Source organism: Streptomyces sp. NPDC042336, from assembly GCF_055581985.1.
In genome coordinates, this window is the sequence record NZ_JBVJEA010000035.1 from 23616 (window position 1) to 43007 (window position 19392).

The following is a 19392-nucleotide window of genomic DNA, read 5'->3' on the forward strand; positions in this document are numbered from 1 at the left end:
CCGATGACCGGATCCCGTACCGGCTTCGGTTCCGGCGCGGCCCCCGTCACGTACGGCGGCTGGCAGTCCGAGCGCAGCGGATTCATGGGACGGCTCTCCGGGGCCGGCTTCGCCCTGGTCGTGGGTGGGTGCGTGCTGCTGCTCACGCCGGTCAACCTGGGCAGCTGGACGGCGGCGTTCGTGTGTCTGCCGCCGGCGGTGGTGTGCTTCGCGCTCGCCTTCGGGAGAGTCCTGGGGCTGAGCGCGGAGGAATGGATCGGTCTCGCAGTAAGGCATCAGATCAACGTGGCCACCAGGCGCAACATCTTCCAGTCCGGGGCCTTCGCCCCCCGCTCGAGGACGTCCGGGCAGCAGCCCACCGACCTGCCGGGTGTGCTGGCCCGGCTCCGCTTCCTGGAGGCTCCCGGCGGCCTCGGCGGTGACCTGGGCGTCGCCCACGACCCGGTGGCGAACACCTACACGGCCGTCGCCCGCATCACCTTTCCCGGCCTCGCCCTCGTCGACAGCGACCGGCAGACCGCCCGGGTCGCGGCCTGGGCGGGTTTCCTGCGTGGCTTCTGCACCGAGGACTCGCCGATCGTCCGGATCGCCGTGCACCAGCGGTGCCTGCCCGACGACGGCGCGGCGCTGCGCTCCTGGACCGACCGGCACCTGGCGCCGGACGCTCCCAAGGAGGCCGTGGCCGCGCTCACGGAGTTGATGGAGGGCGCCGGCCCGGCTGCCACGACGCGCGAGACCTATCTGTCCGTCACCCTGTCCGCGTCCAGGGCCCGGACGGCCGTCAAGGGCGCCGGCGGCGGGCAGGCCGGCGCGGCCGCGGTCCTGGTGCGCGAGCTGCACGCGATGTACGGCTCGCTCTCCTCGGCGAGCCTGCAGGTCGTCGAGTGGCTTGCCCCGCGTGCGCTGGCCCAGGTGGTGCGCACCGCGTACGACCCGGAGGCGCAGCTGATGCTCGCCACTCGCAACGCGGCCGTACAGGCACCCGGCTGGCAGGGCCTCGAGCCCGGGGTGGCCCCCGAACTGGCGGGACCGGCGTACGCCGAGGCCGACTGGGGCACCTACCGTCACGACGGTGCGTGGACCGTCTCCTACCAGGTCCGCACCTGGCCGCAGTCGGACGTGTACGCCACCTTCCTGCAGCCGTTGCTCCGGCCCCGGCAGAACGCCCGGCGCAGCCTGAGCCTCGTCTACGAGCCGATCGGGCCGCGCCGGGCCCGGCAGGACCTCGCCCGTGAGAAGGCCAAACGGGAGTCCGCCCGCAAGCTGCGCGCCAAGACCGGCCGGGACGAGTCCGCCGACGAGCTGCTCGAGGCGCAGAAGGCCAGGGCCCAGGACGTCGCACGCGCCGGGGGCCAGGGCGTGGTGCGGATGACCGCGGTGCTCGCCGTCACCGTCACCGACCCGGGCGAACTGGAAACCGCCTGCGCAGAGCTGCAGGCGGACGCCGCCGCCTCCGGACTGGAGCTGCGGCGCATGTGGGGCGCCCAGGACGCCGGCTTCGCGGCCGCCGCGCTGCCGCTGGGGCAGGGGCTGCCGGACCGGAGGATCGGATTCTGATGCCGCTGCCCTCGTTGCTGTCGTCGTGGTCGGGGTCGTTCAGGCGCCGTGAGGCTGGCGACACCTTGCTGAAGGAGACCGAGTTCGGCGAAGCCACGGGCCTGGACCGGCTTGCCGCACCGGCGTCGCCGACCGCGCCGAGCGTCCGTGACCAGCGGCACGCGAGACTGCTGGAGGACCCCGGGACGGTCATGCGGGTCGCGCCCCGGAAGGGCTGGGCGCAGCCGTACGCCGGGCGTGCCGCCTCGCTGCCCCGCGTCGAGGCCGTCCGTGCCGACACCGCCAACGCTGCCGGTGCCTACCCGTTCCTGCACGCCGCCTCCCTGCCGCCGGTCGGCGCGTACATCGGGCAGAACACCCTGACCACCGAGGCGTTCAGCGCGCACCCGGCGGTGTGGGTGAAGGAAGGGCTGTGCACCAACCCCAACGTGATGATCACCGGCATCCCGGGCAGCGGGAAGAGCGCGCACGTCAAGGCGCTGTGCTTCCGGCTGATGGCGTTCGGCCACCGGGCCCTGATCGCGGGCGACGTGAAGGGCGAGTACGCCGCTCTGTGCCGTCACCTCGGGGCGGAACCGGTCCGGCTCGGCCCCGGCCTGCCCGGCCGCATCAACCCGCTGGACGCCGGACCACTCGGCCACGGCCTGGACGGCATCACGGACCCGGGCGAGCTGAACAACCGGCTCAGAGAGATCCACCGCAGGCGGCTGACCCTGCTCAAGGCCCTGCTGGAGCTGCAGACGCGCCGCACCCTGCTGCCGCAGGAGGAGGAAGCCCTCGACGTCGCCGTGCGCGAGGTCACCGGCGAACTCCACGGGCAGACGCGCCTGGAGACCCCCACGCTGCCGCTCGTCTACGACAGACTGCGCGACCCCACCGACGCCATGGCCGCGGAACTGCGCGTGCGCGACGGCGAGGTGCAGCGGGCGCGCGAGCAGATGGAAACCATCCGCTCCGCCCTCGGCGCCATGGTCAACGGCCATGTCGCCGGACTCTTCGACGACCGGACCAGCATCGGCCTCGACTGGGACGCCCCGATCCAGAGCGTCGACGTCTCCGCCCTCGAACAGTACGGCGACGAGACCGTGGCCATGGTCCTCACCTGCGTCTCGTCCTGGGCGCAGGCGGCCATCGACCGGCCCGGCAACCGGCCGTGGATCGTCGTGCGCGACGAACTGTGGCGGCAGATGCGCTCCGGCGGCGCCTCCCAGATCAGGAAGATCGACGCCGACCTGCGCCTGTCCCGCGCGACCGGCACGATCCAGCTCCTCGCCACCCACCGCCTGAGCGACTTCGAGGGCGTCGGCGCCGCCGGATCCGAGGCCGTCAACATCGCCAAGGACCTCATCAGCTCGTGCGAGACCCGCATCCAGCTCGCCCAGGACACCCGCCCGCTGGCCATCACCCGCGAGGCGATCGGACTGACCGACGCCGAGTGCGACCTGATCGGCTCCTGGGGTGCCGGGCAGCGCGGGCGGGCCCTGTGGAAGGTCGGCCGCGGCGGGGGCTCGCACGCCGTACAGCTGATGCTTTCCCACACCGAGGAACGGCTGTTCGAGACCGACGAGAAGATGGTGATGTAGCCGTGGCAGCAGCCGGCAGGCCCGCGGGCGGCGGGCTCGACGACGGCACGCTCCTGGCCGCGTACGGCGCGGGACTCGCCGTCACCCTCGGCGGCGCGGTGCTGCTGGCCGGTCCGCTGGCCGCGCTGCTGACCGGCCGCGGCTGGGCGCACCCCACCGCGAGCCTTCCGGAAACGGTGCTGCGCGCGGTGGTCGACGGACCCGGCTCGGTATTCGCTCCGGCCCCGCCCGGCGGGCTGTTCTACGTCCTGGTCGCCGTACTGCTGCTCACGTTCTTCCTGCTCCTGCTCAAGGCGGCCACCAAGCTGAGCCCCGGCGCGCACACCGGTGGCGCGCAGTGGGGCGGCGCGCAGGTCGAGCGCAGGCTCAGGGCCCCGCAGGACCCGGCCCGGCGCGTCAACCGCGTCACCGCCGGACGCGGCACGCACACGGGCCGGATCGTGGCCGCGCAGCCCAACATCTCGGCGACCGTGTTCGGCGTACCGGGCAGCAGCAAGACCACCGGCCTGGTCCTGCCCAATGCCGCCGAGTGGCAGGGCCCCCTGGTGGTGACCACCACCAAGGCCGCCGACCTCGACATCATCCACGCCCGGCGCCGCGCACTCGGCCCGGTCTGGGTGATCGCCCCCGCCGGCGTTCCCGGCCGCCGGACGGACAGATGGTCCCCGGTGGAGTACTGCACCGACGCCAAGGCCGCCGACCGCATGGCCGCCTGGATGGCCGAGTCGTCGGCGTCCGGGGACAGCAAACGGGCCGCGCCCTGGGTCGACCAGGCCAAGAACGTCCTCAAGGGCGTGCTGCTCGCCGCGAACCTCTCCGGCGGCGGCATCAACGCCCTGCGCCGCTGGCTCTCCCTGGGCAAGGACGCCGTGGACCACGTCCGCTCCGTACTCCAGCAGCACGGCTACACCGACGTCGCCGACGACTACGCCTCCCCGTGGCTGCGGCTGCACGAGGACGGCATCGGGTCCATCCAGTTCAGCCTCAACGTCCTGGCCCGCGTCTACGCCGACGAGGAGGTGCGGGAGACCTGCGCCGGCACCGACTTCACGGTCGAGGACCTGCTGACGAGGAACGGCACCGTGTGCCTGATCGCCTCCGAGGCCGACGCCGAACGCTTCGCCCCCCTGCTGACCTCGATCATCGCCTCGATCATCCACGGCGCCGAGGTCGCCTACAACGCCACCGGCAAGCCCCTCGACCCCGGGCTCGGCGTGCTGGTCGACGAGGCGGGCAACATGCTGCGCTACCCGCGGCTGCCCAACATCCTCACCACCGGCCGCGGAATGGGCATCACCCTGCTGACGGTGTGGCACGACCTGTCCCAGCTGCGCGACCGGCTCGGCATGCAGAAGGCCAACACCGTGCTGTCCGCGAGCGGTCTGCGCATGCTGCTGCCCGGCTGCGGCGACCTGGAGACGCTGCGCTACTTCTCCGGCCTGTACGGCCGCACCGAGACCCTGCGCACCTCGTACGGGCGCTCCCGCGGCGAGTTCTCCTCCAACACCTCGCCCACCGAGACCGACCTCGCGCCCGTCCACTCCCTGCAACAGCTGAAGGAGTTCACCGCGATCGCCCAGTACTCCAACCAGCCGCCGATCAAGGTGAGGATGCGGCTGACCTTCCGGGACCGCGACCTCAAGCGGCTGCTGGCCGCACCCCGGCCGACCGAGGCGGCGGAGACGGAAGCGGGGGCGGACCGTGGATGACTTCCTGGACAACCCGGCGTCCCTGTGGCCCACCGTGCCGCCGACACCGGCCGAAGCCTCGCCGCCGCGCCGCTGGGTGTGGTCGGCCATGCCCCCGGACGAACGCCAAGACCGGCTGCGCGAACTGCGCACCTGGGTCCAGTGGCTGCGCCACACCGCCGAGCTGCACAACGACATCCCGACATGCTGGTACCGGCACCGCTGGACCCGGGAGATGCTCACCGCCCTCTACCTGGGCTGGCTGCGCACCTACGAGGGCGAGAAGACTCCGGGCCGCGAGCTGGCCGAGGCGGACTGGATCAACACGCTGCTCGCCCTCAGACCGCACATGAAGCTCCCAGCCTGCGTCGGCGGCCACCAGGAGCCTCCCTTGCCTCCGCCGCCGGACCCGGGAGCCGACGAGGAGTGGGAGCTGTACCTGGCCACATCCACCGACACCACAGCCCCGGCGTCCCACCCGGCGGAGGCGGAGGTGGGACGGATGGCCGCCGAACGGGACCCGCCGCTTTAGCTGTCTCGTACGTGGCCTCGGGTCACATTTCCCGTCCGTGTGGTTCTGCGATCCGACGGTCATCCACAGGCTCCGACCGTCGTTGAGCCGAAGTGGGACCCTCGCGGAAAGCCGCAGCTGCCGCTCCGGTGGTGTGCGGCGAGGCCGACAGGAGGAACACAGCGATGACGCAGCCGACCATCACCGATCTCGCCACCACCCTGGACGACGCTGGCCGGGTAGACGTCGTGCTCGGCGCCGCCTGGGACGCCTTCGACGTCGTCGGCCGGCTGGCGGACGCCCTCGCCCTCGACGAGGGCAGCGACGAGATGCAGGCCATGCTCGTCGGCATCAAATGCGCCGACGCCCGGCGCTTGCTGCCGCCGCCCGAGCACGGCCGACCGTTGGAGCTTGGCGCCCCGGACCCCGGCAGCGCCGGACTCGAGCCGTACGGGGCGCTGCTGCGTCACGTCGAAGCGGCAATGCGCCGACTGGCCTCCGTACCGGAATGCGCGGACGACGCGGAGCAGCTCACCCTCGTGGCCGGTCACGCGGCTGCCGCCGCGGATCTCCTCATGACCGTACGGCAGGACGGCGGCCCGGCCTCATGACCGTCACGCTCGGAGAGCTCTACGACGTCGTCCACCACCGCCTCGAACGGGCCGCGTCGGCGAGCCTGCCCGGAGACGATCCATTCGCACACGCCCTCGCGCTCGCCCAGGTCGGCACCCTGGTCGGGCACGTGCACCTCTTGCTCAGCCGGCCGGGGGAGCGGGTCGACTCCGCGGCAGACGACACATTCCGCCACCTCGACCACGCCCGTCGTGCGCTAGACGGCGCCGCCCGCTGGCTGCCGGCGGTCGACCCGGACAGCGCCGCGGACCGCGGGGCCCTCGGCTCGGCCGTGGAGGCCAGCGGGGCGGTCATCGACCTGATCCGCGGTCACCGCGACGACACCGGCGCTCCGGTCACCCCGTACGCGCTCGCCTTCACCACGCGTTCCGCACGGGCGTACCACCTGAGCCACGCCTCCGGCACCCTCCAATCCGTGAGCCGGATCGTGCACACGGTGAGCCGGACCCTCGGCAACCGGAACGCCTCGGTCAGGCTCCAGACAGCCCACGCCTCCCTGCAGTACGCGTCGGTTCAGGCCCGCTACACCAGCGCCGGCGCGGATCCGGTGCTGGCGGTCTTTCCCCAGGCACTGCCGCTCACTCCGGTGCCGGCCCTGCCCACCGATCCGCTCACCCAGGACGCCGGCCGGATCCGGGACGACTGCGAGCGACTTTCCCGCGCCGCGTACGAGACTCTCCACGGCCGCTGCGCCCAACCCCTCAGCGGGTCCGACCTGCAGATGATCATCCGATGGCGTTCCCTGGGCACCATGCTCGCCGGGCGGCTCCTCGTCCAGGCCGCCGGCGAAGCGCCGAACGGGGCGGGCACCTTGCTCAGGAACTGCGCGGACCTCTTCCGGAACTCCGCCCGCGCGTGGAGAGACGTCCAGGAGCGCTGGGACCGCGTCGTGGACGTGGACGATCCCCAGATCCGTCCTCGGCTTCCGAAACCGAGCTACGAGATGGTGCGCCGAGGCCAGATCTCCCGCATGCCGCGAGGGGCGGCTCCGCATCCGACCGTCGAGATCGCGCGCGCATCGACTCTTCGCGCGGGACGGCTGCTGTTCGGCGCCGACTGGGACCCCGACTCCCCAACCGGGCCACCCGGGACAAGGCCCGCAATGGACATCGTGGCCGATGCGGGGGGCGTCGCCGAACTGGCCCAGACCGCTTACCGGCTCACCGTCGCCGACTGGCGGATCGCGGTGGCCGCGCCCCAGGCCGTGACGGCTATCGAGCACCGCCTGCTCACCGATGTCCCGGAACACTGCCCGGCCGACCACCCGTACCGCTTCTACCGGCTGCACGGCCACCAGGTGGAGCGCCTCCGCAACTCCTTCCAGCAGGTCTGCGCCACACAGCAGGCGGCAGCCCAGAGCCTGCTGGCCGCTGCTCCCGCCATCGGCATGGACACCAGCCGTGCCGTCCTCGACGCGGCGGCACACCGGCACATCACCGCTCGTACCTGGGCTCCGGCCCCGGCCGCGGTCCCCGCCACGCCGGGTGTGCTCATGCGAGGGCCCGCCGTGCCTCCGCCGGCTGCCCCGGGGAGAGGTGTGCGTTTGTGAGACCCGCGAACCTCGTGGGCGGGCACCCGCACAGCTCCGGCGCGTCTTTCCGTGCTGAACGGCGGCTGGAGCGGTACGCACTGGGCGGGCCAGTCGGCGAGGAGCACTTGGGGCAGCAGTCACGGCGACGGGCGAGGAGCAGGGCGTGGAAGGGGCGAGCATGGAGAACGGCGCCGAGCGGACCTTGGTGGCCACGAAAGCCGATGAGCAGGCTCGGCAACCAGCTGCGGCCGTTACCGCGGTGGCACCGGAGCCGCCACGCGAAGAAGCGGCCACCGACCGTATCGCCGCCGATGGCGCACGTCTGCGGGCCTTCGCCGAAGCCGCGGTGCTCAGGGCGCGGTCGAGGAACGGCAGCCCGGGCGGTCCTGACGCCCGGGCAGCGTCGCAGTCCGGGGCGGAACGGGGTGACGCGTTTCGTGCCCGCGCACTGGCGCGGGCCGCTGCTGCGCCCTCGCCGGAGCAGCGGGACCTACCCCTGTGGACGGGCAGCGACTTGCCGTCCGGCGCCTGGCACAAGGTGGACGGAGTACTCCACGACGCCTATGGCGTTCCGCAGTGGCGACTGCGGAACGCCATAGGGGCTCGGCCACTCACGGAAACGCCCGTTGGAACCGCCGCGTACGAACCCGTCGGTCTCAGGCAGGCTTTCACCTCCACCGTCGCGCAGGCATGGGCCGACATCGTCCCGCCCGAACACGGCACGGTCGAGGATCTGCTCGAGGCCGTCGATGCGCCGCTGCGCGAGCTGGAGGAACAGTGGCGGCGGACTGTTCCCGCTGCCTGGGGAGACGGCGAACAGCAAACGAAGCCCGCCGGCACTGGTCCTGTACCTTCACCGCGCGATCCAGGACCGGTCGACGTGGCCCTGCGAGAGACCGACGCCCACGCCGCCGCGTTCCAGGACTTCCCGGAATGGCGGCGCCTGCAGACCGTCCGGGGCGCAACCGCCCACCTGTGGGACGTGCTTCGCGAACAGGCGGGCGAACACTTCGGCCGACTGAACACCGACCTCCGCGTCCAGGGCTTCTGGCGCACGGTCTCCCTCCGCTCGGCCAAGGTGATCGGCCGGTGCGCACAGGTTCTCGCCGACCGCCTGCGCAGCAGCCTCCGCCGCGACTTGCCCGCAGCCGAGGCTCTGCTCAGGCTCAGTGACGCGGCCCTCGCCTACAGCACCCCCGGCATCCCTCGTCCCGACCACCTTGTCCCGGCCGCGAATGACATCGCCGACGAGGTACGCCGACTGCGCACCACCCTGCAGACCGGCACCCCACTCCCGTACCGAGCGCGCGAAGAGGCCGTGCACGCCTCGCGGGAGATTGCCGAGGCATTCCGGGCGTGGCGAGAGACTCCGATGGGCCGGGAACTGACCGCCTCGCCTGAACATCCCCGAGTGGTCGCCTTCCAGCAGGCATGGCAGCGGCTGCCCGCCGCTGAATTGCTCAACGGCCCCGGTACAGCGGCCGGCCCCTACGGTGACGTCGGCCGCAGCGCCCTGGACCTGGTGGAACGGGCCGAGGCCGCGAACGCCCGGCGTGCCCAGGCCGGACAGTCTGCCCGCTTCGCCGCCGCCGATTTGGACGCCCTGCGGGCAGTCGCCACGCTGGCCGAGCACCACGGCGGACGACTCGCAGTCACCCTGCCGCCCGGCCTCACCCGCCTCGCCCCGCGCTGGTCACAAGGACCACGGAGGGCTGCTCCGTCTCCCAGATCAGTGGCTCCGCCGATGTCGGCCGTCCGGCCCGCGGCGACAGCACGCCAAGAGTCCACATTCCGGGGCCCGCAGTGACCATGAGCGGGCGGGGCCAATCACGGTGAGGTCGTCCGCGCACAGGCTGACCTGGAGCGGGCCATTGCCAGGGTCAGGCAGGGCGCAAGGACGACCACGTGCCGTCACTGCCTCGATCCCGGCTGACGGCCAGCCTTCCGGCCACCCGCGTCCTCGTACACGCCCTACGGACACACACTGCCGGATGTCCAATTCGCCTGATTCCGCAAAGGTTACTGAAAACGCGCCTCTGCGCCCATAGAATCGCAGGTCAAACAGTGTGCTCCCCGCACCCGCGGGGATGGTCCCAGCCCGCATCGCGTGACCCGCAGGAGCCACGAGTGCTCCCCGCACCCACGGGGATGGTCCCCGCCCGGCGGACGGCACGGGCCTGGTGCTCCCGTGCTCCCCGCACCCGCGGGGATGGTCCCCATGCACCCGTGCCGCAGGTGGGTCATGGCCTGTGCTCCCCGCACCCGCGGGGATGGTCCCCGGTGGGGCCGATGAACGAGATGTGCTCGCCCGTGCTCCCCGCACCCGCGGGGATGGTCCCGGTCCGCTCCAAGGCTCCGGCCTCCCGCCGTAAGTGCTCCCCGCACCCGCGGGGATGGTCTCCGCGAGTTCATCGTCAACGCCCGGCAGACCGCGTGCTCCCCGCACCCGCGGGGATGGTCCCCTCGAAGTGATCAGCGCCGCCGCGATCCACGCCTGCTCCCCGCACCCCGTGGGGATGGTCCCGCGTCGGCGGTCTACCAGCTGCTCATGCCCCTGTGCTCCCCGCACCCGCGGGGATGTCCCACCGGCCTGGACTGCTGAGCGGAGACCGCCTGCTGCTCCCTGCACCTGCGGGGATGGTCCTGTCCGCGAGGAATTGGCGGTGACCAACTGCTTTTGCTCCCCGCGCCCGCGGGATGGCCCCCACGAGATCCGTGAGAAGGGCATGGAAGGGCACTGCTCCCCGCGGGGATTCGTTGCAGGCTTCCCAAGGGCGGCGTCCCCATCGGTGTAGACGGGGACGCCGTCGGGAGGGGGACTCAGTACGTGAGCGTGATGCGGCTCTCCGGCTTGCTGATGACGTGGCCGGGCGCGGCGCCGGCTGCGGAGGGGACGACGGTCATCCGCGGTACCGCCAGGCGGGCGGCGCCCCATGCGTCGATGTGGGCGATGAGGTCGTGGGCCAGATCCTCGCCGCGCGGCCCGTATGCGGCCGCGCCGAGCCGGAACGGGCGATCCGGGTCGGCGCCTTCACGAGTCACGGTGAGGTAGGCGAGGGAGCCGCCCTCGACCAGGACGGGACTGCGGCCCGGTGCGGCGGGCTTGGGGATCAGGTCCTGCTCCACGGCCTCCGGGGTGACCTCGAGGCGGCACACGCGGTCGTCGTCGGCCGTGGCGCGCAGCCAGACTCCGTCGAAGGATTCCTCGCCGCCGATTCGCTGCGCGGAGAGGAAGTGGCCGGCCGGTTCGTCAGCTGCCAGGGTGCCGGCGACGGCCTCGGTGTCGACGGCCTGGTCCTCGTCGTAGTGGAGGCGGATTGTGTCGGCGGTGTTGAGGGACGCCGTCTTCTCGCCGTTCTGCCCGATGATCGGAACGAAGCCGCACAGTTCCATGCCGTCGGAGACCAGCTCGTTCCCGCGGCGGGTCAGGGCGACCGACCGGGTCTGTCCGCGCCATCGCAGCGGCAGTACGAGGCGCCCACCGTCCACCAACTGGTCCCACCAGGTGGCCGGGATGTCCCAGACGCCCACCGTGGCGATGATCCGGTCGTACGGCGCGTTCTCGTGGACGCCGAGCAGGCCGTTGCGCTCGATGACGGTGACGCTGTCGTAGCCGGCCGCGTTGAGGGTGGTCCGGGCGTGCAGGGCGACGTCGGAGTCGATGTCGACCGTGGTGACGTTGCCGCCGCCGACGAGCTCGGCCAGGAGCGCGGCGTTGTACCCGGTTCCGGCGCCGACCTCGAGGACCTTGTCGCCGGGACGGGCGCCGAGTTGGTCGAGCATCATCGCGACGACGGACGGCACCGAAGCGCAGGACAGCGGGAGCGGCTTGCCGGGGTTGTCCTTGATGGTCACGGCCTGGTCCGTGTACGCGTTCTCCAGCTCGATGCCCGGCAGGAACGCGTCCCGGGGCACGGTCCGCATGGCTCGCTCCACGTCGGAGGGGACAGCGCGTTCGCTGAGGATGGCGTCGACGAGCCGGTTGCGGAGTCGGTCGGCCGCGGGGGTCTGGCTCACAGTGGCTTCGCTTTCAGTTGAGGAGGAGGCACGTCTCCCACCCCAGGTCGAGGGGGCGGGAGACATTGAGGGTGTGCTGGGTGAGGAGGACGCCGGCGTTGCCGGTGAGCAGGCCGGCGTCCTCGGTCGCCTCGTCCTGTGCCATGGCGGAGGCGAGGCGTGCGTGCAGTGCCGGCAGTGCGCCGGTGAGGTCGGGGAGCGTGGCGTCGGAGGCGATCCGGTCGGTGGCCAGGAGCAGTCCCGCCCATCCGTGGCAGACCGATGCGTCAGTGATCTGAAGGGTCTGTCGGGAGTCGGTGACGGCCTGAAGCGCCGTGCGTTCCGCAAGGCGGCGGGCCGTGTCGTCGCGGAGGGCGAGTGCGGCGAGTTGCAGGGAGCGTGCGATGCCGGGGGTGCCGTAGCACCACGAGGGGCGGCCGGGTGCGGCTCCGGGCTCGGGGCCCTTCCGGTAGGCGTCCAGGGGCAGGAGTTCGGGCCAGCCGATGCTGCCGTTGTCCAAGGGCTGCGCCCAAGCGGTGAGGTGAGCGATGCCCTCGGCCAGGGCGTCGTCCTGCCCGTCGACGGTGTGGCCGGCGCGGCGGGCCAGGGCGAGGAGGGCGAGCGGGCCGGTCACACCGTGCGCGATGCCGAAGTTGGCGTGGCCGTGCGCGAACCGTCCGGTGCCGACGGCATCGCGCGGATCGGTCGCCGCCCACCACCCGGGGACCTGGTGGCCGTCGACGGCAAGGGGCTCGGTGATCAGCCGTACCAGGTAGCGCAGCACGAGCTTGAGGACGTTGTCGCGGCCACGGTGGAGGAGGTACGCGCCGAGTCCGGTGAGACCGCTGATCAGGTCGTACTCACGCAGGCGTGGCGGGCGTCCGCTGTCCATGCGGTGACGCGCGGCGTCCAGGCGGTCCGCGACGATCGCGACCGTCTCCGCGTCGAGCCGGGCGAGGGAGCGCGCGTAGGCATGGTGTCCCGCGATGTGCAGGACGTACGCGACCGCGGGCGCGCCTCGATACAGGTTCGCGCGGGCCGGGTGAGCCGCAACGGGACGGGAGCTGATCGCCTTCGCCGCGGTGTGGGCCGCCGTCCAGTCGCCTTGACCGCGGGCGATCACCATCTCGTACAGCGCGTTTCCGGTGAGGCCGCCGCCGAGGTCGTCGTGGTTCATGGGGTCCTCCTCAGCACCAGGGACCGGCATGCCTGCCGTGCTGCGTGGCGGGACGCGGCCTCACTGTCCCGATCGGGCCCGATCAGCCGGTTGTGGTGCATGTGGAGCAGGGATTCGAGGGTCTGTCCCAGACGGTTCGCGTCGGCGTGCGCCCGGTACGCCCCCAGTGCGGCCCGCCGCTGGGCGACGGCCTGGGCGAGGCGGGGTGTCGCGTTCAGAAGGGGGTGGTTCTTCACCTGGTCGACGGTCTGCCGTGTGACGTCGAGGCGGCCCGTGCCACGGGCCGAAGTCCGTGCTGGAGTTCGCGCCCGAGTCCGCGCCGTCCAGGCCCGGCCCTCGTCGGTGCCGAGGAACCCCTCCGCCATGTCGACCAAGTTCAGGGCGCAGACCGCTTCCCTCTCCAGGGCCGACACATCGGTGAGAGCGTAGCGAGCCACGAGGCTGTCGGCGACGAACACGTCCTCGGCCGCTTCCATGGCGGCCCCGGTGCCGTAGCGGCCGGTCTCGGGCCGGTAGCCGTCGAGGACGAGCTGGGAGGCGAGACGGTCCTCGGTGAGCCGCTTCGTCCAGTCGGACAGGGCGCGCAGGCGCAGGGCGGCCTCGCGGCCGTCGCCGTCCGGCCCGCCGGTGGGCACGCGGATCCGGAGGTGGTCGGTCTCCTGCAAGGACCTGTACCGCACGAACCACGCCCGGGAGGTCCTGAGCGCGTCGAGCAGGCGCGGCAGCCACAGCGTCAGGATCTGGTCCATGGCGGTGGGGTGGGTGAACACCTTCGCCTGGATCCATCGCTGCTCCGCGTCTCCGGGGTGCGTCAGGTCCCGGTTCGTCACCACGGGGGCGCGGCTCAGATCCGGGTGCGGTGCCTGCGGGCGGGTCGAGGCGAGCGGGACGGTGATCTCGTGGGCGTGGCCCAGCCAGCCGAGTTCGTCGTCGTTCACGGCCTCGGTGAGCACCGCGTGCTCGTTGCGGCGAAGGTGCTGGTGGATGAGTCGGGCGTGGAGGGGTTCGGTCCGGTCCACGGTCATGCTGCGGTCGTCGTCCAGCAGTTGCACCCGGGCCGGGCATCGCCAGGTGGCCGCCCATCTGCCCAGTGCCGTGTGCCAGGCCGGCCCGAACGGACCGGACGGCAGGTCCGCGGCGGACAGCTTCCACCGCGCCGGGGCCAGCACGGTACGGCGATGGCGCACACGCGGCAGGTAGGGGAGCGCGGCGGCGACCGGACCCCAGTCGAACACGGTCCACGCCGTCGCGAAACCACGCCCCAGTTGGGCCAGGAACCGGACCAACGGTGTGGCCTGCTTCTCCAGGGCGAGAGGGTGCAGGACGTGCGGCTCGACTATGCGCCGTCGGGACATGCTGACGAGGTGCAGCTGCTCGCCGGTGGAGAACACGGCGAGGTCGTCGATGCCGATGAGGCCGTCCGCCGCCGTCCGGGGCTCGCCCACGGGAATGACGTAGGGCAGCAGGGCGGGGATACGGGAGACGTTCTGGGCGTGCGGGAAGCACGGCACGAAGGAGAGCTGTGCGGACAAGGCCCCTCGGGTCATGGTGGGCAGTGTCCGGTACAGGTCCGACAGCCGGTGTCCCAGCAAGGAGGCGAAGCGGCCGGACAGGACGCCGGCCGTCCATGCCGGTCGAACGTCGAGCGTGAAGTCTCCGCTGCCCACGGCTTCCCTGCTGACCGCCCGGATCCGGAAACCGACCTCCACGTGCGGCGCCGTCGGGCGCCCCGTATCGCCGGCGGCGAGATCGTCGATGTCCTGCTCCGAGAGGACGATCTCGCGGGTGCCGGTCATGGCCGCCCGCATGGCACGGGCCGCCAGTTGTTCGTCGCGCGGCAACACCCTGAGCGGCTCCTCGCGCCACACCGACATCGGGTAGTCGGCGGGCAGCCCGATGCCCGCGGCCAGGTCGGCGGCGTCACGGACCGGGACCAGGACCCCGGCGCCGTAGCGCTCCCAGAAATGCGTCTGGTAGGCGGCCCAGGCAGGTGATTCCCCTTGTGCACGGGTCAGGCGTACGAGCGTGTGCGCGGCACGTTCCACCTCGTCCAGGACCTGGTGCGGCACGGAGACCTGAGCATCGACGCACAGGTCCAGGCTGATCCTGCTCCGGCAGTCCGCCGGCTGGATCTCCTGCATCCCCTTGTCGGCCATGGCGCGCAGTCCAGGGGCCGCTCCGGGGTCAGCGCGGTTGTGCAGGGCGAGGGTTCGTCCCGTTTCCCCGAGGAGGTCGATGATCCGGACCGTGTCCGGCTCGAGGGCGTCCACGTGCGGCCGCAGTGTGCCCGTGATGTGCCGGGCCGGATCCTCGACCGTCATGGGAGCGGTGAGGTCGCTGGTCAGATACCCGTCTTCCAGGGCCTTGCCGAGCAGGCGGACGGCCTGCTCAGGCGTACCGCCCGCCTCGGTCAGCGCCTCGAGGAGGTGGCGGCCCGGGGTCGGTGTGACAGCCGCCTTCAAGAGGACGGCCAGCGGACGGGGCACCGTCGCGCTCGCCAGGCGTCCGCCCGGCCGGGGAGTGCAGATGGCGTTGCCACGCCGGAAGGACAAGGTGTTGACCTGGATGGTCAGATGCGGAAGCACGTCGGCTCGGCGCTGCAGCGTACGGCGCACGTGGTCCACCCACAGGGTGTCAGGGCGCGCCACGACCCGATGACCGGTACCAAGGTGCGCGGACACCGGCCCGATGTCGGCGAGCGCCACACCGGCGAAGAGCCCGAAGGGCGTCGCTCGGGTCGAGGCCCGCAGAAGGTACCCGGTGACGGACAGGGTCGCGCTGCGGACCCGCTTCTGCGGGACTTCGTCGCCGTTCAGGATCCTCTCGACGAAGCCGGCCAGCCGCGGAGACGCCGCGCGCAGCGGAACGACGAAAGCGTGGTCGGACCACACCCTGGTGAGCCACTCAAGGCAACTGTCGGGCGATTCGACGTCGGGCCAGTCGTCCGGGCGGGCCCGCGCCGGCAGAACGGCGGCACGCAGGACCAGGACGTCACCATGCCTGCGGAAGACGGGGCGCGTCGTCATCGGCGATTCCTCATCATCGGCGGTTCCTCGGTGGGCGGTGCGTCGGTACGGCGGTGCGGGCGCGGGAAGGCACACCCGCACCGCCGCGAGCTGCCTGCGCGTCAGCTGGACGCGCAGGACGAGGCGCAGGTCTTGGCGCAGCCGTCACCGGTACCGCAGGCCTCGACGATCGGCGTCGGAGCCCGGGTGACGGTGGTGTCCAGCTCCCACTCGTCGACGGACACGGGCAGGGGCTCGGCAACGACCGCGGCTGCGGTCGTCGGCGGAGGCTGGTAGGTCGGGATCGACACGGACGCTCCTTGGTAGTCGGTCCGCCCCGGAACGGAGCGGGGGATCTCAGGACCCCAGGTGCGGGCTGCCATGCCGAGGTGTGCGGGTGCAGCCTGCACCTGGGGCACTGCTTGGCACCGGAGGGTGTGCTGAACCCGCCGTCCGGCCCTGCGTCCCCCGCCGCCCGGGCTGTCGGGCAGCGTTCGGGGCGGTGTTGGGCAGGGTCGGCAGTGTGTCGGCCCGGTGACCGCCGGCATCACTGCCGCTGCCAGGGGGGTACGCGAAGGTTGCACCAGGTCGCCGCGCCGTCCTCGCTGGCGCCCCAGGTACCGCCGCGCTGTTCGGCCAGGACCTCGACGAGTCCCAGCCCACGCCCTGTCTCGGCCTCGTCATCGGCCTTCCTGCGCTTCGCCCGGCCTGGCATGCCGTCGGTGACGGTGATGCGGAGGAAACCGCCCCGGACGGCCAGGTTCAGCGTGATCTCCGTCGTCACGCTGTGCAGCAAGGCGTTGGTCAGCAGTTCGGAGGAGATGAGGAGGACGTCGTCGATCAGCGCGTCGAGCCCGCGGTGCTTGAGCTTGGCGGCAGCGATCCGGCGGAGGACGCCCACCCGGGCCGCATCCCGTGAGCAGGGCATGCCGTCATCGCGGCGAGGGGCCACCACGATCCGCTCGTTCATCACCTCCCCGTCGACGAGCAGGGCCGTGGGTGTGTGATGCGTTCGTACCGCTGTCGTCGCTCCGGCAGGACTGGGGGACATGGGAAGACTCCTTGATCCATGAATGCGCATGTCCGTTCCCTTTCAGCGGGGGCCGCGGCCGTACGGAGCTGCGGAGGAACAGCTGAAGTCGGCGGGGGAGGAGGACCGGGCGCGGTCGTGGCGACCGGATTCGGGGCAGGGGGCGGGCCGCCTGAGTCCGTAGAAGGCCAGGCGCTCGTTGTCGTCGAGCCACGTGGCCGGAGGACGGTCCCCCCACTCGACGGCGTACGACGAGCGCGGTGTGCACCGCCACGTGATGCGCGCGCCGGGGAAGCCGTTGAGGGGCGCCAGGACGTCACGGACGGCCAGCGCCACGGCGAGGTTGTCGGCGCCGAACCAGCCGCCACGCCTGATCCCGCCCACCGGCACGGCGAGGAGCGGCATGCGGAACACGCGGACGGCGATGCTCCGCGACAGGAGTCCGGCATCCACCCGGGTCCGGAAGTACTCGAAGTCGTACGCCTCGGCCGCGGGCATGACGACCACGTCGGGCTCCGCCGGTGGTGTCAGGCCGGACACGGCGTCGCCTCCTCGTCGTCGGGCAGCAACAGCTCCAGCAGGTCCTGAGCGGCGAGAGCCAGCCGGCGGAGATGACCGAGCCGTGTCATGCCGCCCGAACACGTCGGTGTCCCCAGGGCGTCGTTCGCCCTCGCGATGAGCCGCGCCCTGACTTCCGGTTCGCCGGACTGCTTTTCGGCCACGGCGTCGATCAGGGCCGCGAGGTGGCCCGGTACTTCCCCGGTTCCGCGGAAGCGCTCAAGGAGGACCGGGATGTCGTCCTCGGCTGGGTCGGTCCCGTCGCCGAAGACCGCTGCCACGTCGTCGAACGCCCGGTCGACCGGAAGGCCGGCCCGGAGCATGACGACGATGCGCTCGAGGTCCTCCCTGCGCTGCGTCCAGGAAGGAACTGCTGGAACGGGCGTGACGAGCCGCATGAGCGGGGGAGTGGGCGTAACTTTCGCGGCAGTCGCGGCAGGGGCCATGGGTCGGTTTCCTCCAACGGGGCGTGGGTGAGGAGGGGGAGCGGGATGCGGTGAACGGACGGCAGGGTCAGGGGCGACTGTGTTCGGGCGGACACTTTCGGTGAGGAGTGGCGATCATCGTTCACCCGCCGCGCGTGGCCCCGCCATGGCCCGGCCCATGGCTCCTGGGGCTCCTACGGGTGACACACGTGGCCTCGGGATAGCTTTGGAGTGGCTTCCGTACGAGGTGTATTGCCGTCCGAAGGACAGCCGGGGTCCCCTGCAGGGGAAGGGATCCATCCGCAGGCCGTGAGGCGCGGCTCCGCAGACTTGGGGGCGGGATGAGAAGCGAACCGAGGACACTGCTCGCCAAGCTGTGCGACCGGGACAAGCTCACCTACCGCCGGTTCGACAAGAAGTTCAACGAGACCGGCGTCCGCCTCTTCGGGAACAGCCCCAACAACCCGACGTGCGGAGAGACGCAGTTCCGGCGCTGGACCGGCGGCAAACTCACCGGGTTACCGGGGCCGGAGACCTGCCACGTCCTGGAGGCCATGTGGCCCGGGCACACGGCGGCTCAACTGTTCGCGGCGCCGCCGGCGGACGATCCCCAGGTATCCGTGTTCGACCTGGAAGAGCGAGTTCAGATGACCGCACGTGAAGCCCACGACGGCGCCGACGCGACCGCCGCGGCGTCCATCTCCGACAACACCATCGACGAACTCCGCGACCAGGTGGTGAGTCTCGCCCGGCGCTACCACAGCCTGCCGGCCGCGGGCGCCTACGAAACGGCCGACCACCTGCGCCGCGACATCGAGCGGCACCGGGACCGCACGCAGGTGCCGTTCCAGCAGCAGACCCTGATGATCCTCAACGGGCAGACGGCCGCGCTTCTCGCGGTTGCGGCGTTCGACCTGGGGTACTTCCCCAGCGCCCGTACCCTGGCCCGCACCGCGGCCGTGTACGGCGAGAGCACGCGCTTCGCGCCCTTGCAGGCCTACGCCGACGGCACCCTGGCCTACATCGCCTACCACTCGGGCGAGTCGAACGAGGCCCTGTCGAAGGCGCGGCGAGCCCTGACGTACGGCGGTATCGGCGATGTCGCCCGACGGCGCCTGCGCGCCATCGCCGCTCGCGCGTACGCCCACCTCGGCGACATCGCCTCGGCACGCCGCACGATCCGGCTCTCCGAGGACCGGGGCCAGGACACGCGCGACGAACTGCACGACGAGGTGGGCGGCGAGTTCGGCTTCTCCGAGGAGCGGTTGGCCATGTCCAACAGCACGACGGCGCTGCTCATGGGGGACGCAGAGCAGGCCGAGACCGAGGCCGGCCGCGCCATCGCCCTTCTCGGCCGGCGGGCGCGGGACGAGCAGTCCCCTCACGTCCTGGCGGGCGCGGCGGCCGACCTGGCGTACGCCCGTCTCCTGTCCGACAACGTGGAGGGCGCGGCCGAGGCGCTGGCGCCGCTCTGGGACGTGCCGGCCGAGCAGCGCAAAACGGGTGTCGTCGTCCGGACGGCCCGGATCGGCAGGCACCTGGCACGGCCGCACTACCACGGTTCGTCACTCCCGTCGCAGCTGCGCGAACAGGTCGAGGAGTTCACCCGGGTCTCCCCGCCGTACCGACTCGGCCCGTCCGCGGCGCTCCTGGCGATCGGGCCCTGATCACGGAGAACACGGGGATCGGACGAGAGGG

15 protein-coding genes and 1 CRISPR repeat array are annotated in these 19392 nt (G+C 72.1%); of the genes, 8 read left to right on the top strand and 7 right to left on the bottom strand.

Going from position 1 to position 19392, the window contains the following annotated elements; translation table 11 throughout:
* The first annotated feature begins 3 nt into the window (after nucleotides 1-3).
* The 7 genes from ACZ6IM_RS38285 to ACZ6IM_RS38315 all read left to right on the top strand — a co-directional run bounded on the left by ACZ6IM_RS38285 (nucleotide 4) and on the right by ACZ6IM_RS38315 (nucleotide 9310).
* Entirely contained in the window at nucleotides 4-1557 is a 1554-nt protein-coding gene (locus tag ACZ6IM_RS38285) for a PrgI family protein (RefSeq protein WP_469563375.1), read from the top strand.
* Nucleotides 1557-3140 carry a type VI secretion protein gene (locus ACZ6IM_RS38290; protein ID WP_469563378.1) on the top strand — a complete coding sequence of 528 codons (1584 nt, stop codon included), beginning with the start codon at nucleotides 1557-1559 and terminating at the stop codon, nucleotides 3138-3140. The genes ACZ6IM_RS38285 and ACZ6IM_RS38290 overlap by 1 nt, the downstream gene beginning before the upstream one ends.
* Before the next feature lie 2 nt (nucleotides 3141-3142).
* Complete coding sequence (locus ACZ6IM_RS38295; protein ID WP_469563381.1) at nucleotides 3143-4849, top strand: type IV secretory system conjugative DNA transfer family protein; 1707 nt, start codon at nucleotides 3143-3145, stop codon at nucleotides 4847-4849.
* On the top strand, nucleotides 4842-5360 hold the full coding sequence (locus ACZ6IM_RS38300) for a hypothetical protein (RefSeq protein ID WP_469563383.1): 519 nt from the start codon (nucleotides 4842-4844) through the stop codon (nucleotides 5358-5360). The genes ACZ6IM_RS38295 and ACZ6IM_RS38300 overlap by 8 nt, the downstream gene beginning before the upstream one ends.
* A gap of 164 nt (nucleotides 5361-5524) precedes the next feature.
* A complete protein-coding gene (locus ACZ6IM_RS38305) occupies nucleotides 5525-5950 on the top strand; it encodes a hypothetical protein (RefSeq protein ID WP_469563386.1) in 426 nt (141 codons plus the stop codon).
* Nucleotides 5947-7521, top strand: a complete 1575-nt coding sequence (locus ACZ6IM_RS38310) for a hypothetical protein (protein WP_469563389.1) — start codon at nucleotides 5947-5949, stop codon at nucleotides 7519-7521. The genes ACZ6IM_RS38305 and ACZ6IM_RS38310 overlap by 4 nt, the downstream gene beginning before the upstream one ends.
* A gap of 160 nt (nucleotides 7522-7681) precedes the next feature.
* Nucleotides 7682-9310, top strand: a complete 1629-nt coding sequence (locus ACZ6IM_RS38315; protein ID WP_469563392.1) for a hypothetical protein — start codon at nucleotides 7682-7684, stop codon at nucleotides 9308-9310.
* Between the two features lie 259 nt (nucleotides 9311-9569).
* Nucleotides 9570-9964: a CRISPR direct-repeat array (repeat unit 27 nt; unit sequence GTGCTCCCCGCACCCGCGGGGATGGTC).
* 359 nt (nucleotides 9965-10323) lie between these two features.
* Here the strand turns inward: ACZ6IM_RS38315 and fxlM are convergent.
* From fxlM to ACZ6IM_RS38350, 7 genes are all read right to left on the bottom strand, one after another.
* Nucleotides 10324-11520: a methyltransferase, FxLD system gene (gene fxlM / locus ACZ6IM_RS38320; protein ID WP_469563395.1), complete on the bottom strand. Its 1197-nt coding sequence runs from the start codon at nucleotides 11518-11520 to the stop codon at nucleotides 10324-10326.
* A gap of 13 nt (nucleotides 11521-11533) precedes the next feature.
* On the bottom strand, nucleotides 11534-12676 hold the full coding sequence (locus tag ACZ6IM_RS38325; protein WP_469563397.1) for a lanthionine synthetase C family protein: 1143 nt from the start codon (nucleotides 12674-12676) through the stop codon (nucleotides 11534-11536).
* Nucleotides 12673-15702 carry a lantibiotic dehydratase gene (locus tag ACZ6IM_RS38330; RefSeq protein WP_469563399.1) on the bottom strand — a complete coding sequence of 1010 codons (3030 nt, stop codon included), beginning with the start codon at nucleotides 15700-15702 and terminating at the stop codon, nucleotides 12673-12675. Before ACZ6IM_RS38330 ends, ACZ6IM_RS38325 begins: the two co-directional genes overlap by 4 nt.
* 101 nt (nucleotides 15703-15803) lie before the next feature.
* Nucleotides 15804-15992, bottom strand: a complete 189-nt coding sequence (fxlA, locus tag ACZ6IM_RS38335; RefSeq protein ID WP_469563402.1) for an FxLD family lanthipeptide — start codon at nucleotides 15990-15992, stop codon at nucleotides 15804-15806.
* Nucleotides 15993-16228: 236 nt separating this feature from the next.
* Nucleotides 16229-16732 (bottom strand): ATP-binding protein, encoded by a 504-nt coding sequence (locus ACZ6IM_RS38340; RefSeq protein WP_469563405.1) that lies wholly within the window; start codon nucleotides 16730-16732, stop codon nucleotides 16229-16231.
* A gap of 42 nt (nucleotides 16733-16774) precedes the next feature.
* Nucleotides 16775-17251, bottom strand: a complete 477-nt coding sequence (locus tag ACZ6IM_RS38345; protein WP_469563408.1) for a DUF6302 family protein — start codon at nucleotides 17249-17251, stop codon at nucleotides 16775-16777.
* The gene (locus ACZ6IM_RS38350) at nucleotides 17239-17715 is read right to left on the bottom strand and encodes a DUF6415 family natural product biosynthesis protein (protein ID WP_469563410.1); all 477 of its coding nucleotides are present in this window, start codon (nucleotides 17713-17715) and stop codon (nucleotides 17239-17241) included. Before ACZ6IM_RS38350 ends, ACZ6IM_RS38345 begins: the two co-directional genes overlap by 13 nt.
* Before the next feature lie 320 nt (nucleotides 17716-18035).
* Between ACZ6IM_RS38350 and ACZ6IM_RS38355 the strand changes: the two genes are divergently transcribed.
* A complete protein-coding gene (locus tag ACZ6IM_RS38355; protein ID WP_469563413.1) occupies nucleotides 18036-19361 on the top strand; it encodes a DNA-binding protein in 1326 nt (441 codons plus the stop codon).
* Nucleotides 19362-19392: the final 31 nt, after the last annotated feature.